Below are 14,171 nucleotides of genomic sequence, written 5' to 3'. Positions count from 1 at the left end.
AGAATTCATTAACTCTAATACTTTAAATATATGCAGCTAAAATTAAATAACATTATTCTACATTCATTGGCCTTTAATACAGAAGGCGAGCTGAAATGTTACCCACGCAGTGAAGAACTGGTTAATTCAGAACCGGTTGAAGAGCTTGCAAGTGAATTACATCGTATTTATAACGCCAAACCAGCAAAAGGTTTTGGTTATTTTAAATGTACTGAAGAAGACAATAGTCGTCTACCTTTTGAAGTTGAACTGCGCAAATTTATCGATGAAGAAAGTAATTTCGTTGATTTTTCAAGCGCAGCATCAAATTTATTGGTGGCTGAGCTATTAAAATATGACTTTGGGACACAAGGTATTCTGTCTTTTGTGCATTATAATTGGATGGCATCGGATTACCTTATCGTTGCGTTATTGGAAAATAAAGACAGTGTAATGGTGACTGAACAGCTTGATCTCAGTAATACGCATTATCTTGAACTGTCTAAAGTGCAACTTGCCGCTAAAATTGATTTGACGGAGTGGCGACAAAATAGCGATTCGAAACGTTATTTATCATTTATTAAGGGTCGTGCTGGACGTAAAGTGTCTGATTTCTTCTTGGATTTTCTTGGCTGTACCGAAGGTATGGATGCAAAACTACAAAATGCGGGTTTAATGCGTGCTGTGGATGAGTTCTGCCACGTTGCAGAACTTGACGCCGAAGAATCAATACAAGCACGTGAGCAAGTAGCGCAGTACTGCAACGAGCAAATTAAAGAAGGTAATGAAATTGAAATCAAAGATCTATCTGATCATTTAGCGGATGTATCATCACGTGATTTCTATCAATATGCTTCAGAAGCTTATGAACTTGAAGATAGCTTCCCAGCCGATCGTGGTGCGGTACGTAAACTGACCAAATATGTCGGACAGGGCGGTGGTCTCAGTATTAGCTTTGACCAGAAATTGATGGCCGAACGTATTAGCTATGATGCACAAACGGATACGCTAACAATCGTTGGTATCCCGCCAAACTTACGTGAGCAGCTTATCCGTCGTAGTATCTCTGGCGAAGATCATGAATAAGATCTAATTCGATATTTTAACATGGTGGTGGCGATGGCTATCACCATGTTATCCGGGCTATTCGGTCAATTTATTCTCAATAGACCTCACTTGTTTTAGTCCCCATTCCCCCTTGATAGCTACTTTTAGCATCATATCTAAAAAAATATGTAAGCCGTTATTATCGAGATCAAGACAGATACCGTGATTTTCTCGAGAATAAACATATAAGGCGACCAGATTATCAGGTTTTTTATCTAAAGATATCCGTGTCGTTAACAGCGCATCAGGTTTTGCTGGTGTTGATTTTTTCTGTATTTCAGTTCGACCTGCTGCATCATGTAATGCTTGCTGGTGTTTATCTGCAAATGACGCTTCTTGGTTAGTTTTATTTTCTTTGTATAACGATTGAATTTTATCTAATTCATATTGCAGGGTTAACTCTGCGTTGAGCATTTCTAATAATTTTTTGCACATGTGCCGAGTGAGCCACCATTGAGGATGATTTATATTATTAGAAACGATGAGTAACATGCGATCTTCAACAGGGTTATAAGTTAAGCTGACTTGGCTCATTCTTAGTCCTTACTGGATGGTATACGTTGTTTTGATATTACTTAATAGTAGTTTTTACATTGTAAAGTGCAAACGCAAATGAAAAACAGTTTGTAGGTAATTGTAATGCGGAGTTGATAGATATGCGCTAAGGGGGATAAGCGATAAATGGATAGAGAATAGGGGGACTTAGCCCCCTTTAATCAATTATGCAGTCAAAGTATTATTATGCTTCAGCAGTTGCTTTGGTTGGTGCTTTAACCACTTTTTGTACTTTTGCTGGTTCAGTTTTTAGTTCACTGATCATCGTAGCAAGTAAATCAATTTTGCTTTCTACTTCATTCAGTTTTTGACCTTGAACACCAGTAAAACGGCTAGTAATGCTTTGCGCTTTAGTTTCAATTGATTCTAAAGATATTTTTTTACCTAAAAATGCAGAAACTTGCTCTTTTACTTTAGGTTCAACTTGCGTACCGCGCTCAACTAGAGATTCAAACAGTTGAGTTGCTTTATCTGATGACTTTGCTGCTTCATCAACGATTGTGCCATAAACACCAAAACCTGCAGTGATAGATGTTTTTGCTGTTTCTTTTGCGACATTGAAGATAGTTTCTACTTGGTTTAGTAAGTTAGCCATGATGATCACTCCTAGTGAAAGTATTTAGGTTAAGGTTTGTTTCAACTGAGTTAATCATATTGGTTTTATTTAGAAATCACATTCCAGAGCAGAATAAAAGATGACAAATGGTAAATAAAAAATGCATCACCTTAAGTGATGCATTTTAGTTTATTTTTGTAATTGATAAGCAACCGTTGTACCACTGACTTCATTAGCGACTAATAATAGTGGTTTACCATTTGGGCTTTTATCCGCAGCAATAAACTTCATGCCTTCAGGTCCGAGATCGCCAACCACACTTGGGTCCCCCTTTGTCACAACGCCGTCTTCGACCTCAAATGTAGGCGCAAAGTCACGATTAACAATGTAATCAACGAAATAGGCATGTTGTGGTTCGGTAATATCATAAATCATAAAACCGGATGTGCGCTCTAGGCCAATAAAGGCATATTGGCGTCCATCAATGCCGCCAAGCGCTAATGCTTCAGGCTCAGGACCTTTATCGTCACTGCGATTATCGCCTTTGTTTTTACTATTATGGTTATTAAAATTGATCCCTAAGCGGTCAGCGGTAATGCGTTCAAAGTCATTGCCACTGTCGAATACTTGTTTGCCTTGTGCATCCCAGATAGAGAAAGAACGAGAACCGTAACTGTAGATCTTGTCGATGTCACCGTCATTATCGGTATCACCAATACTGGTTGTTACTTTGAGTCGTCCTAGCTGTGTTTTATCTTGGATAGCGTCAAATTGTGGGTGGTTTTTATCGAGTGTGAGTTTACCTGCGCGAGTCTCTTCAGAGAAACCGGCATAATCACGCGCATCACCTTCGTTGGCGGTGACGATGAAATCAGCGCCATCAATACTGTAGCTGGCTATTGTATCAGGCTGGTAAAGACCGTACACACCTGGGTAGGTTTGGATATTTACTTTGCCGTCTTTATCACTGGCATCGAAGGCGTTTTTGGCTAAACCATAATCTTTGCTGCCTAAATCAATAATGCGTTCAACACGTTGTAATTTTAGGTTGATAACCGCAATGGCATTATTCTCTTGCAGTGATACAAATGCTTGCGAACTGTCGTGGGAAATAGCGATATATTCAGGTTCAAAATCTTGACTAACAGTTGATTTTGGACCGTTAATTTTTACGCCTTTAGGTAATTCATGATGACGTGCAGATTGAATATTGAAGTCGTTAAAGTTGATATTCGTTGCTTGTTGTTCAGGTACGTTGTTATTGATATTAATGATTGAAACAGAACCTTCTGGATCAACAGTATAAGCATCATTTGGCTCACCTTCATTTGCCACGACAACTTGATTACCATCATGGGTAAAAACAACATTATCCGGTAGATAACCAACTTCGACCGCTTGTAAATACGTTGCTTTACCTGCGTTATCGAGTGTATAAAATCCGATAAAACCACGACCTTGGACTGGATTACCTTTGCCGTCTCCACGTTCGATCGCGACGGCCAGTAAATTATCAAAAATAGCGACACTGTTTACTGAACCTAAGCGCGGCAACTGCAAATCTGACGCTAAGTTTAATGTCGCTCTTTTAGTTAGATTATTAAGAGTCAATGGATCTTTAGCGGCTTGTGCAGAGCCAATTATACTGGCATCGAGAATATCTACTTGGCCACTTTCTGCGTTAACCACGAAAATAGAATTACTTGGTGGGTGATAATCTAAGATCTCTGCAGCACTAACACCATATTGGCCAGACTCGTAACGAGCAAGCATAGTGACAGTAAGGGGAGATGGTACTTGTTGCTGTGATCGTGCAACCGATGTGTCATTTTGTTTTGCTGTGCAGCCTGTTATAGCAGTCATTAGTGCTAGGGCTATGGTTGTGCTTATCAGCGTCTTTTTCATTTTATTCACTTATATAATTGTGATGAATCTGTATATACCTAAACTATAGGGCAGGTGTAATGCACATTTGTGATGCTTATATGACAATTTTGTGAAATATTGACATTCATCCACCTAAATAAGACATTTAAAGTTATACTTTCGCTTCTTCAATCCCCTAGTTGCTTAGATAAATTGTTGCTTGGGTGAATTATTCGTTTTGTTAAAAAGGATGGAACAATCATGGCGTTCAAACATATTGTGATGTGGACTTTACTCGACACTGCTAATGGTAATGATAAAAGCACCAATGCTAAATTAGCTAAAGAGGCACTTGAAGCGCTTAATGGTCAGATCCCTGGGTTACAACGTTTGGAAGTGGGTATTGATTGTCTGCAAGGTGCGGGCTCTTACGATTTAGTATTAATTGCTGATTTAGATTCTCGTGAAACGTTAGATGTATATCAAGATCACCCAGCGCATCAAGCTGTGTTACCAATGATGAAAAGTATTACTAGCAAGCGTGCAGCTGTAGATTATTAATACCTACTATATAAAAATATAGATTGAGAAAGGAGAGCGCGCGCTCTCCTTTTTACGTTCTGGCGTGGCTATAACGCTTAGTTAGAAAATGTATCGCGTAAGTGATGTGCCGCAGTCACCATGTTCTTCAATGCTGCTTCTGTTTCTTTCCAGCCTCGTGTTTTTAGACCGCAATCAGGGTTAACCCATAAGCGTGCCACATCGATGTATTCACTGGCATTAGTGATTAACTGCGTCATCCACTCTACACTTGGTACATTTGGCGAGTGAATATCATAAACACCCGGACCAATATCATTTGGGTAACTAAAATCAGTAAAGGCAGATAACAGTTCCATGTTAGAGCGTGAGGTCTCGATTGTTATCACATCCGCATCTAATGCGGCAATTGACGGCATAATGTCATTAAATTCGCAGTAACACATGTGTGTATGGATCTGGGTATTGTCTCTTACACCTGACGCGCTGATTCGGAAGGCTTTGGTTGACCAATCTAAGTATGCTTGTTGCTCGCTTTTACGTAGCGGTAGCCCTTCACGCAGCGCTGGTTCGTCAATTTGAATCACTTTAATTCCTGCATGTTCTAAATCAACCACTTCATCACGAATGGCCAGTGCGATTTGATTGGTTTGTTCTTCACGGCTGATATCATCGCGTGTAAATGACCAACAAAGAATAGTGACTGGACCTGTTAGCATACCTTTCATTAGCTTGTTGGTTTGCGCTTGAGCATATTTACTCCAAGCTACCGTCATCGGTGCAGGGCGAGAAATATCACCAAAGATGATTGGTGGCTTAACGCAACGCGTACCATAACTTTGTACCCAACCATTTTTAGAAAATGCGAACCCATCGAGTAGTTCACCAAAGTATTCAACCATGTCATTACGCTCAGGTTCTCCGTGTACCAGTACATCTAGCCCGAGTGCTTCTTGGCGTTTGACGACATCTTTGATCTCTGCTTGCATCTTGGTGATGTATTGATCTTGGCTGATGATATTTTGTTTAAATTGATTACGCGTTTGACGAATATCACTGGTCTGTGGGAACGATCCAATGGTTGTGGTTGGGAATAGTGGTAAATTCAACTCTTGCTGCTGGCTTGCAATACGCTGGGTAAATGGACTATGCCGTTGTGCATCTTTATCGGTAATTGCCGCTACACGTTCTTTAACCGCGGCATTGTGAATTCGCGAAGACGTTGCTCGAGATGCAACAACCGCGGTTGATTCCGCCAATTGTGTGGTTAATTGTGTTGTAAATTGCGCGGTTAATTGTTCAGAACAGTCACCGTTTAGCAACGCATTGATGGTGCTGACCTCGGTTAATTTCTGTGTCGCATACGCTAACCAAGATTTAAGCTCGGTATCGAGTTTGGTTTCGTTATCCAGATCCACTGGGCTATGTTGTAATGAACATGATGAAGCTACCCATAAACGTGCTCCTAACGTTGCTTTAGCTTGTTGTAATGAACTTACTGATTTTGCTAAGTCGTTACGCCAAATATTGCGGCCATTGACGATACCTGCGGATAAAATAGCGTGAGCAGGCAGTAATGCTAATGCGGTGTTTAACTGCTCAGGCGCACGTGATAAGTCAATATGGAAGCCAGCAACAGGCAATGAGAATGCTAATTCTGCATTATCGCCTAACGCACCAAAGTAACTGGTGAGTAACAGTTTGTTGCTACCTTTCGCTAATTCAGCATAACTGGTGGTCAATGCCTGTTGCCATTCACTGGTTAGATCTTGAACGAGAATAGGCTCTTCAATTTGTAGCCATTCAACATCTTCTGCGGCGATGTTAGCAAGTAGTTGTTTATAGGTTGCAACAAGTTGAGGTAGTAATGTCAGTTTATCAAAATCACTGTTGGTTTTACTTAACCACAGGTAGCTTACTGGACCTAGCAGATTGGCTTTAATGGGGAAACCAAGTGCTTTTGCTTCTTGTAGCTCTTCAATAAGCTGGTTGTAGCTTAACGCGAATTGCTGGTCTTCGTTTAGTTCTGGAACAAGATAGTGATAATTAGTATCAAACCATTTCGTCATTTCACATGCCGCCGCTTGTTGACCGCAACAAGGGCTAGAACCACGCGCCATATTAAACAGCGTATCAAGGGTGATCGTTTCTGCTTGATGGCGCTCTGGGATCACACCTAAGGTCGCTGACAATGCCAATACTTGGTCGTACCAAGCAAAGTCACCCACAGTGATGAAGTCTAGCCCAGCGTCTATTTGTTGCTGCCAGTGCTTAGCGCGCAGTTGTTTACCAACGGCTTCTAACTCAACGTTGGTGATATCATTTTTCCAATATGACTCAATTGCTTTTTTTAACTCGCGGTCTGCACCAATACGGGGGAAACCTAATATGTGTGATTTAGCCATCTGTAACTCCATTTGCGTAGATGTATTCATGTTATGTATTGCTTTATGCTCTGGGCGAAAGATACATAAAGCCGTTTAGATGGCTAAAGTATTGAATATTATTTCACATGAATCAAATTCATATTTTTACTGATTAAGTTGAAATTAATTGATGTTGGCATTATGCTAAATTTAGTCATCCGTTTAAAAGGAAATTAACGATGCTCGAAGTTAAGCATTTGAAAACTATTATCGCATTAGAAAAAACCGGTTCATTAGTCGAAGCATCTGAAAGCCTTTATATGACGCAGTCAGCGTTATCACATCAGATCAAAGATCTTGAAGATCGTTTAAATACGGCGTTATTTATTCGTAAAACAAGGCCGCTACGCTTTACGGTCGCTGGTGAGAGGGTACTTAAACTCGCGAAATCAGTACTACCTATGTTTGCTAATACCGAACGTGATATCAGCCGTTTGTTATCCGGTAATGCCGGGCGCTTACATATGGCTATCGAATGCCACAGTTGCTTTCAGTGGTTAATGCCGGCAATTGATGTGTTCCGTGACCATTGGCCTGAAGTCGAGCTTGATTTGACCTCGGGCTTTAGCTTCGCCCCTTTGCCAGCATTAAAGCGGGGCGACGTAGATTTAGTGGTGACGTCCGATCCCCAAGTATTATCCGGTATTCATTACGAACCGCTGTTTAGCTATCAGCCGATGCTTGCAGTGAGCCGCCATCATGCTTTAGCGGATAAAGCGTATATCGAGCCAGAAGATCTGAGTGATGAAACGTTGATCACGTATCCTGTAGAGCAGGAACGGTTAGATATCTTTAATTTATTTTTAGACCCTGCGGGGGTTTCCCCTCATGCTATTCGACATGCGGAATTAACCATCATGATGTTACAGCTGGTGGCGAGTGGGCGTGGTGTTGCGGCATTGCCAAATTGGGCGTTAACGGAGTATTTAGAGAAAGATTATATTGTAGCTAAGCCACTTGGTGAAGAAAGTTGTTGGACAACGCTATATGCGGCTATTCGAATTGAACAATTAGAAATGCCTTACATGGCTGAGTTTTTAAAAGATGCCAAATCCAGCTCATTTCAGCAGTTAAAAGGCATTAAAATCGCGAGTTAATTTTAATCTCTCGATGTAAAGGGATCTTACGATCCCGTATTTAGCGGAAGAAAAGTATGCTAAATCGGTTGTTTTTCGAAACCTTGCTCCTTGTAAATATTCAGAGAGTAAAACACCTAACTAGGATTGTGGCTCAACTAAAATAACCCAACCTTCTTGCATCACTAATCTGTGTTCAATATCGGAAGCAAGAACGAGGGGCTTTGTTATTTGTGTTTCAAGCAGTGTGACATTTGAGTTTGCACTGGGCCAGACGATTTTTATGGCATTATGTTTATGCGGTTTGGCTTCAACGGAAGTACCATAAAACATAAAAACCCCCGGCATAGCCCAGAGGTTCGGTATCATTGTAGCTGCTTGTTTATTAAAAAATTATTGTTCATTTAACAGTTGTTGCACCAGCATTCTAACCGTATCAATATCAAAAGGTTTATCACACAGTGCAGAGACACCGGCTTGTTTTACCGCGCTTAACTGCGCACAGCCTTCTTCAGATGTTACCATCAAGATTGGTAGGTATGATAATTCTGGGTTTGTTCTGATCTTCTCAACTAACTCTTTACCATCCATTTCTGGCATGTTGTAATCGGTAACAATCAAATCGAAGGTGTTTTGTGCCAAATATTCTAATGCTTCAACGCCATTTTCTGCGGTTGTCACCCCCTCAATTCCCATACTGTAGAGTACTCGACAGATATGCTTTCTTGCCGTCAAACTATCATCGACAACAAGTATTTTTAATGTGGTTACATCGTATAAATCCAGTTCCATTTCTTCTGGTTCAATGAAGCTAAGCGTGGCATTGAGGGCGCGTTGTAAATCAACAAATTTAAAAGGCTTGGGTAAAATTGCGATAGCGCCAGCTTGTTTTACTTTATCTAATACAGAGAATCGTTGCTCACTTGAGATGAGCATAAAGGCAATATTTTCAGTGAGAATATTTGACTTAACGAATTCAGCAAATTCAGCCCCTGAACCATCTTCAAAATACATGGCACTAATGATCAAATCAGGAATGAATCCAGTTAAACTTTGCTTGGCTTGTGAGATGGAGGCTACACACTCGATGTTATCAACACCGGCATCCTGTAATTGGGTAGTGATAAACCTGCTTTGTGTAGTGGATGGCTCAATTAATAAAATAGACAGGTCACGAATTTCAAGATTCATATGATCCCTTTTATATAAGTTTATATTATGATTAAGTAGTCACATCATGACAAATATGACTTATAGACACTATAAATTATCGTGACCGAGTAAGCTAGTGTCGTTCTACCGCTATGCATCGTGACCTTGATTACTCATTTGTAATTGCGGGCACTTGATGGTTTTCAATGCATTGATTTTTAAATATTTTAAGTTATTCCCATTGATTTTTCATCATAACCGAGGGGAGAAAATAAAATGACCTGGCTCTTCTTTGCATGGTCAGTATGGTTATTAGTGGGTTGCTCTCAATGAATGGCTACTAGAACATGGCGCTAGTTTACTACCTATTTCTGGGGTTTACGACTGCTGCGTATACCTAACATCGGACTATTATGGTATTGACTTTGTTGACCACAACCTATGTTGTTGTGACAGGGACACAACTGGAAAACACTGTGTCCCGGCACTATTAATTGTTTAGTACTAGTTGTTCACTATTGAGTGCGTCGTTTCAGCTATCTCCTCTTCCGTTGAGGTTTCGATGAGCGTATTTTTAATCTTAGTTTCGGCATCGTCAGTAATGGTTACATCACTCTCTGTTGTTTCAAATTCAGCTAACTGAGCTGACAACTCACGCTCAAACGTAGTTACTTGTGCTTTGTATGACAGGTTAGACAGATCTTGGTTTAAAAATTTAAGCCCTAAACCTTCTAATGTGGCACGATAGTGTAAAACAATTTCTTCACGCTGGTTTTTATCTAGGTTATTGATCCAGTTAACATCGGCTGCGATATGCTTAGCACTTTGTATATCTTTTTTAATCCAATTTGCCGTGTCGGTGAGCGCTGTTGTATCACGTGGAGCCGTCGTGATAACGTTATTAAGCTGCTGTAAACCCAGAAAAACTTCATTGTAACTCTGAGGAATTAATTGCTTATTTAACTGATGAAATTGTTTTTCTAATGGTGAATAATATTCTGCGTTCACTAGGTTTATTTCGAGATCATGAACTTTTTTCTGTATTTTATCACGATCAATTTGTTGTCTTGATACGGCTCTATTTTTTTCAATATTATTAATGAATTGAATTATATTATGGTTAATATTGCTGAGATCCCTTTGCCATTCCTTACCGACTTTAGGGGTTAGATACTCAATATCAGCTAACGGCTGAGCTAAAATTGTCGTGACTTGGTGTTTGATTTTTTGCGCTTGGATTAATTGCACGCTAACTTCTGCAATACTCGCCAATACGGAAGCCTCTGATGGTCCACCAAAGAAGCCCTGGTTGTTTGGATCAAATCTGTTCACTAGTTTGCGAGTACTCACTAAATCCTGTTCAACAGACTGCCAAGTACGCGGGGCATAATAACTGAAGCTCTCATCTTTAGCCTGCAGGTAATGTTGTTCAACTTGTGTTATTGCGTCTTGCACTCGTTGGTTAAGTGCTCGATTGATTATTTTATCTTGTTGTAGATTGGTCGCGACAGACGAGCTCTTTTCAAAGCTGGCACAACCTGTGGCAAGCGTGATAAATAAAATAATAGCTGTAAGTTTCAATATCTGCATATGGGCCATCCTAAACGAGAGTGTTGGAAGTCGTCGTAACATAGTTTTTTATATAAAATTAGCACGAATTAAGGTATTTGCAGGCTGAATGATAGGAGTACTTTAGAACGATTCAAAACTGTGAGCTAGGATGAAAAATAATACAGGGTTGAATTATGTAGCAGAAAACTGGCAGCTTAGTCAAAAAAACTAAGCTGCCGTTAGATTTATATGTTCGTACTCGTTGGTAAGCTGAAGCTGAATGTTGTGCCTTGACTCAATACACTCGATACCGAGATCTTGGCATGATGTAATGACAGTAGTTTCGCTACGATAGCGAGTCCTAATCCAGAGTTACCTTGTTGACCATTGACGGTATTTTTGGCTCTGAAATGGGCATCAAAAATATGCGCTACATCTTCTTTTGGTATACCCACACCTGAATCGGTAATACTGATGATCAGCTGATTATCTTTCGGTTGTAAGTGGATCTTAATACTATCACCAGATTGGCAGTGCCTTAAGGCGTTATCAACCAAATTGGTAAATACCCGCTCTAATTTAGCAATATCGGCAATTGCTTGTAGGCTCGGGTCTTTAGGTTCAACAGACAGGGTGATGTCTTTTTGCTGTGCTTGTAGTTGGAACTTATTTAAGACGTCCTGCGCAAGCTCGGCGACTGCCACTGGTTCTTGATATAGGCTTACGGTATTACTGTCTAGCTGAGCGAGTTCGATGATCTGCTCGACAAGACGCTGTAATTGGTTCGCATTCTTTTGCGCGACTTGAATAAAGTCATTACCCGCAGCCTCAGGATGTTGTATTAGCCAAGTTTCAAGATAACCTTTTAATGAGGCGAGTGGGGTTTTTAGATCGTGAGAGATATGTGAAAGCATTTCTCGACGCAGTTGTTCTGTGGATTTAATTTGCGTTAACTGCTTGTGTATCTTATTTTCTAATGACGAAAAATTATTATGTAAATTAATGATCTCATTAGCGGCGTATTGATGCGGTTTTGATGTTGATACCGTTGTGAAGTCATTTCGGACAAAATTAGTAATATCTTGATCTAGTTGACTAATCGGCCTAACAAGTCGTGCAAATATGAAGACTAACAACGCGAAGGCTAACGCGAAGAAGATGACTAGGGCAGTCAGGATCTTATACATATCACTGTCGAATGCAAAGTTCTTCACAATACTGTCGTATTTATCTCCGCCGAGAATAACAAAAACATAGCCAATTTGTTGATGGTTTTGAAATATAGGGGCTGTTGAAAACAGTTTTTGTTGATCTAGACTTCTTGGGTTATCAGCATAAATAGGATAGTTAACGCCTTTAATAAAGCTGTCTAATGGTTTTATATTAATCGTATCCCGTTTGATCTTACTTGATTCTGCGGCATACACTAATAATTTACCTTGGTTATCAGTGATGTAAATTTCATAACTCGGGCCAAGCAGCATTAAGCTATGGAAGGCGGGTTTTAGTGCTGTTCGACTAATATCGCCTTGTTGTAATTCCTCAGAATAATGGATGATTTGTTGAGCTAAATTTTTGTGCAGGGTTTGTTCTACACGGGCTGAGTTGGTATCGGTAATTGCACAATAAATAAAAAACAAGCCCGCAGCCATAGTGACAAACAAAATAATCAACGGGAATGTTATCTGTCCTAATAAGGATCTATGTGACATCGCTGACCTCCAGTTTATAACCAACGCCCCACACAGTTTTGATGTAAGTGGGTTTTGCTGGGTTTGGCTCAATTTTGTTTCTTAATCTATTCATGTGTGAGTTGACGGTATGCTCATAACAGTCATTATGATAATCCCATACCTCGGCAAGTAATTGCTCTCTGCTATATACTCGGCCTGGCGATTTAGCTAAAAAGACTAATAACGAAAACTCAGTACTGGTTAGTGTGATTAACTGTTTATTTCTATACACACTATGCGTTGCTTGATCTATGATTAAGTCTGCAATCTTAATTTGTTCAGGTTCGACATTTTTTGTTGCTTGCACATTACTACGACGCAGCAGGGCTTTAACCCGAGCCTGTAACTCTAATACACTAAATGGTTTAGCAAGGTAATCATCCGCACCGGCTTCTAAGCCTTGAACACGATCGAGCTCTTCTGTGCGGGCGGTTAACATCATGATTGGCACGATGGCATCATTGATTCTTATTTTTTTACATATATCGAGTCCATCCATATCAGGTAGATTTAAGTCTAACAAGATAAGCTGAAACACATTGTCGCGCAGTTGCTGAAATGCATCTTTAGCGTTATGGCAACAAGTCACTTTTTTGCCAATCATTTCTAGATTAATGCGAATTAAATTAGCGATATCCTGCTGGTCTTCGACCACCAATACATGTGTATCCATATGTGTCCTTTTATCTCTTACGTCATCTTGATATATTGTTATTTATCGTATTACAGTACATTTATTTATTACAGCATTTTGATAACTATTTATCTATATAGATAGTATGGCAACTGCAAAAAACAGGGCGTATTAGCCTTGTTAACTGCGATCTATGTTGGTTTTTTGGCAACTGTTTGTATTGATATCATACATCTGTAAGTTTATTCATGCATTTTTATTTATATTGGCTACCGTTACATTATAACCCCCGTAAATAAAGTGTAACAGTATGCTTGGTCAGATAACTGAAACTGATAAATTAATCTTGTTGTATCAATTTGAAACGCAAGGCGAACTAGCGTCTGAATCCGTGCTTGATATTTCTGACGAAGAAGCGCGCTTTATACGGACTTCTGGCGAGTATATTTTGTGGGAGGCGGGTAAGCGTGACTTTGACTACCCTGAAGTGGCCAATTCACATTGGTTAGAAACCACCTATCGCGGTCAAGTGGCTAAATTAGACTGTTTACAAACTCGTGATGCGGTCTTATGTCCTTTGTTTATGAGTGAGCAATTCCACGGTGAGTGGCATATCCATAATGGTTTTTTACGGATGAATATAGAGTCACCACATCATCATATCGAATTGTTCTCTGTGGCCAGTGATGGCAGTAATATTCATTCATTATTGCTGTTTAAGGATAAACAGTTAGCAGGATCGGCAAATATAACCTTAATGGTGTAAGAATTTGGAAGCGTTAGCACCCTTACTTTCCCTTGTTTGATATGTAAAACCATTTGATTTGATAGCTATAGCTGATTAATCATCATTTAAACGGCCGTTTAATTGTGGGATCCCTATTTTTTGTAATTAAAAATTAACCTATACAGCTGTAAAATTAGTCATCAATTATCAACAAAAACGATAAAATGACACTTTATAATAAAAAGTAACAACATATGTTTTTTTATTTC

The 14,171-nt window shown here is 39.7% G+C and carries 13 protein-coding genes; 4 read left to right on the top strand and 9 right to left on the bottom strand.

The features are described 5' to 3' along the window. The first annotated feature begins 30 nt into the window (after positions 1-30). Positions 31-1,065: a nucleoid-associated protein YejK gene (yejK, locus tag HRT96_RS03495; protein WP_293152271.1), complete on the top strand. Its 1,035-nt coding sequence runs from the start codon at positions 31-33 to the stop codon at positions 1,063-1,065. 57 nt (positions 1,066-1,122) lie between these two features. On the opposite strand, the gene HRT96_RS03490 is transcribed toward yejK, so the two are convergent. The 3 genes from HRT96_RS03490 to HRT96_RS03480 all read right to left on the bottom strand — a co-directional run bounded on the left by HRT96_RS03490 (position 1,123) and on the right by HRT96_RS03480 (position 4,102). After that, positions 1,123-1,620 carry a hypothetical protein gene (locus tag HRT96_RS03490; RefSeq protein ID WP_293152269.1) on the bottom strand — a complete coding sequence of 166 codons (498 nt, stop codon included), beginning with the start codon at positions 1,618-1,620 and terminating at the stop codon, positions 1,123-1,125. Positions 1,621-1,825: 205 nt separating this feature from the next. After that, positions 1,826-2,236 carry a hypothetical protein gene (locus HRT96_RS03485; protein WP_293138261.1) on the bottom strand — a complete coding sequence of 137 codons (411 nt, stop codon included), beginning with the start codon at positions 2,234-2,236 and terminating at the stop codon, positions 1,826-1,828. 150 nt (positions 2,237-2,386) lie between these two features. Further along, positions 2,387-4,102, bottom strand: coding sequence for a choice-of-anchor I family protein (locus HRT96_RS03480; protein WP_293152266.1), 1,716 nt, complete (start codon positions 4,100-4,102; stop codon positions 2,387-2,389). Between the two features lie 222 nt (positions 4,103-4,324). On the opposite strand from HRT96_RS03480, the gene HRT96_RS03475 reads away from it, so the two are divergent. Further along, complete coding sequence (locus tag HRT96_RS03475; RefSeq protein ID WP_293152263.1) at positions 4,325-4,624, top strand: Dabb family protein; 300 nt, start codon at positions 4,325-4,327, stop codon at positions 4,622-4,624. Between the two features lie 77 nt (positions 4,625-4,701). On the opposite strand, the gene metE is transcribed toward HRT96_RS03475, so the two are convergent. Next, a complete protein-coding gene (gene metE / locus HRT96_RS03470; RefSeq protein WP_293152260.1) occupies positions 4,702-7,008 on the bottom strand; it encodes a 5-methyltetrahydropteroyltriglutamate--homocysteine S-methyltransferase in 2,307 nt (768 codons plus the stop codon). A 200-nt stretch (positions 7,009-7,208) separates the two neighbouring features. Between metE and HRT96_RS03465 the strand changes: the two genes are divergently transcribed. After that, positions 7,209-8,126, top strand: coding sequence for a LysR family transcriptional regulator (locus HRT96_RS03465; RefSeq protein ID WP_293152257.1), 918 nt, complete (start codon positions 7,209-7,211; stop codon positions 8,124-8,126). A 120-nt stretch (positions 8,127-8,246) separates the two neighbouring features. Here HRT96_RS03465 and HRT96_RS03460 read toward each other — a convergent pair whose 3' ends face one another. The 5 genes from HRT96_RS03460 to HRT96_RS03440 form a co-directional block, all read right to left on the bottom strand. Continuing rightward, the gene (locus HRT96_RS03460) at positions 8,247-8,474 is read right to left on the bottom strand and encodes a hypothetical protein (protein WP_293152254.1); all 228 of its coding nucleotides are present in this window, start codon (positions 8,472-8,474) and stop codon (positions 8,247-8,249) included. A 24-nt stretch (positions 8,475-8,498) separates the two neighbouring features. Further along, positions 8,499-9,296: a response regulator gene (locus tag HRT96_RS03455; protein ID WP_293152251.1), complete on the bottom strand. Its 798-nt coding sequence runs from the start codon at positions 9,294-9,296 to the stop codon at positions 8,499-8,501. 465 nt (positions 9,297-9,761) lie between these two features. Beyond that, positions 9,762-10,847, bottom strand: coding sequence for a hypothetical protein (locus HRT96_RS03450; RefSeq protein ID WP_293152249.1), 1,086 nt, complete (start codon positions 10,845-10,847; stop codon positions 9,762-9,764). Between the two features lie 206 nt (positions 10,848-11,053). Beyond that, entirely contained in the window at positions 11,054-12,520 is a 1,467-nt protein-coding gene (locus HRT96_RS03445; protein WP_293152248.1) for a HAMP domain-containing sensor histidine kinase, read from the bottom strand. Further along, positions 12,510-13,214, bottom strand: coding sequence for a response regulator transcription factor (locus HRT96_RS03440; protein WP_293152245.1), 705 nt, complete (start codon positions 13,212-13,214; stop codon positions 12,510-12,512). The genes HRT96_RS03445 and HRT96_RS03440 overlap by 11 nt, the downstream gene beginning before the upstream one ends. 271 nt (positions 13,215-13,485) lie before the next feature. On the opposite strand from HRT96_RS03440, the gene HRT96_RS03435 reads away from it, so the two are divergent. Continuing rightward, a complete protein-coding gene (locus HRT96_RS03435) occupies positions 13,486-13,941 on the top strand; it encodes a hypothetical protein (protein WP_293152242.1) in 456 nt (151 codons plus the stop codon). The last annotated feature ends 230 nt before the right edge of the window (positions 13,942-14,171 follow it).

Origin of the sequence: Moritella sp., from assembly GCF_013215705.1 — a bacterium.
Classification (GTDB): Bacteria; Pseudomonadota; Gammaproteobacteria; order Enterobacterales; family Moritellaceae; genus Moritella.
This window is presented reverse-complemented; position numbering and strand designations above follow the sequence as displayed.

What these genes read in the sequence shown, in the direction of transcription:
- HRT96_RS03450 (WP_293152249.1), bottom strand. Translation starts at nt 10,847, where the DNA reads ATGCAGATATTGAAACTTACAGCTATTATTTTATTTATCACGCTTGCC.
- metE (WP_293152260.1), bottom strand. Translation starts at nt 7,008, where the DNA reads ATGGCTAAATCACACATATTAGGTTTCCCCCGTATTGGTGCAGACCGC.
- HRT96_RS03455 (WP_293152251.1), bottom strand. Translation starts at nt 9,296, where the DNA reads ATGAATCTTGAAATTCGTGACCTGTCTATTTTATTAATTGAGCCATCC.
- HRT96_RS03435 (WP_293152242.1), top strand. Translation starts at nt 13,486, where the DNA reads ATGCTTGGTCAGATAACTGAAACTGATAAATTAATCTTGTTGTATCAA.
- HRT96_RS03485 (WP_293138261.1), bottom strand. Translation starts at nt 2,236, where the DNA reads ATGGCTAACTTACTAAACCAAGTAGAAACTATCTTCAATGTCGCAAAA.
- HRT96_RS03490 (WP_293152269.1), bottom strand. Translation starts at nt 1,620, where the DNA reads ATGAGCCAAGTCAGCTTAACTTATAACCCTGTTGAAGATCGCATGTTA.
- HRT96_RS03465 (WP_293152257.1), top strand. Translation starts at nt 7,209, where the DNA reads ATGCTCGAAGTTAAGCATTTGAAAACTATTATCGCATTAGAAAAAACC.
- HRT96_RS03480 (WP_293152266.1), bottom strand. Translation starts at nt 4,102, where the DNA reads ATGAAAAAGACGCTGATAAGCACAACCATAGCCCTAGCACTAATGACT.
- yejK (WP_293152271.1), top strand. Translation starts at nt 31, where the DNA reads ATGCAGCTAAAATTAAATAACATTATTCTACATTCATTGGCCTTTAAT.
- HRT96_RS03440 (WP_293152245.1), bottom strand. Translation starts at nt 13,214, where the DNA reads ATGGATACACATGTATTGGTGGTCGAAGACCAGCAGGATATCGCTAAT.
- HRT96_RS03460 (WP_293152254.1), bottom strand. Translation starts at nt 8,474, where the DNA reads ATGATACCGAACCTCTGGGCTATGCCGGGGGTTTTTATGTTTTATGGT.
- HRT96_RS03475 (WP_293152263.1), top strand. Translation starts at nt 4,325, where the DNA reads ATGGCGTTCAAACATATTGTGATGTGGACTTTACTCGACACTGCTAAT.
- HRT96_RS03445 (WP_293152248.1), bottom strand. Translation starts at nt 12,520, where the DNA reads ATGTCACATAGATCCTTATTAGGACAGATAACATTCCCGTTGATTATT.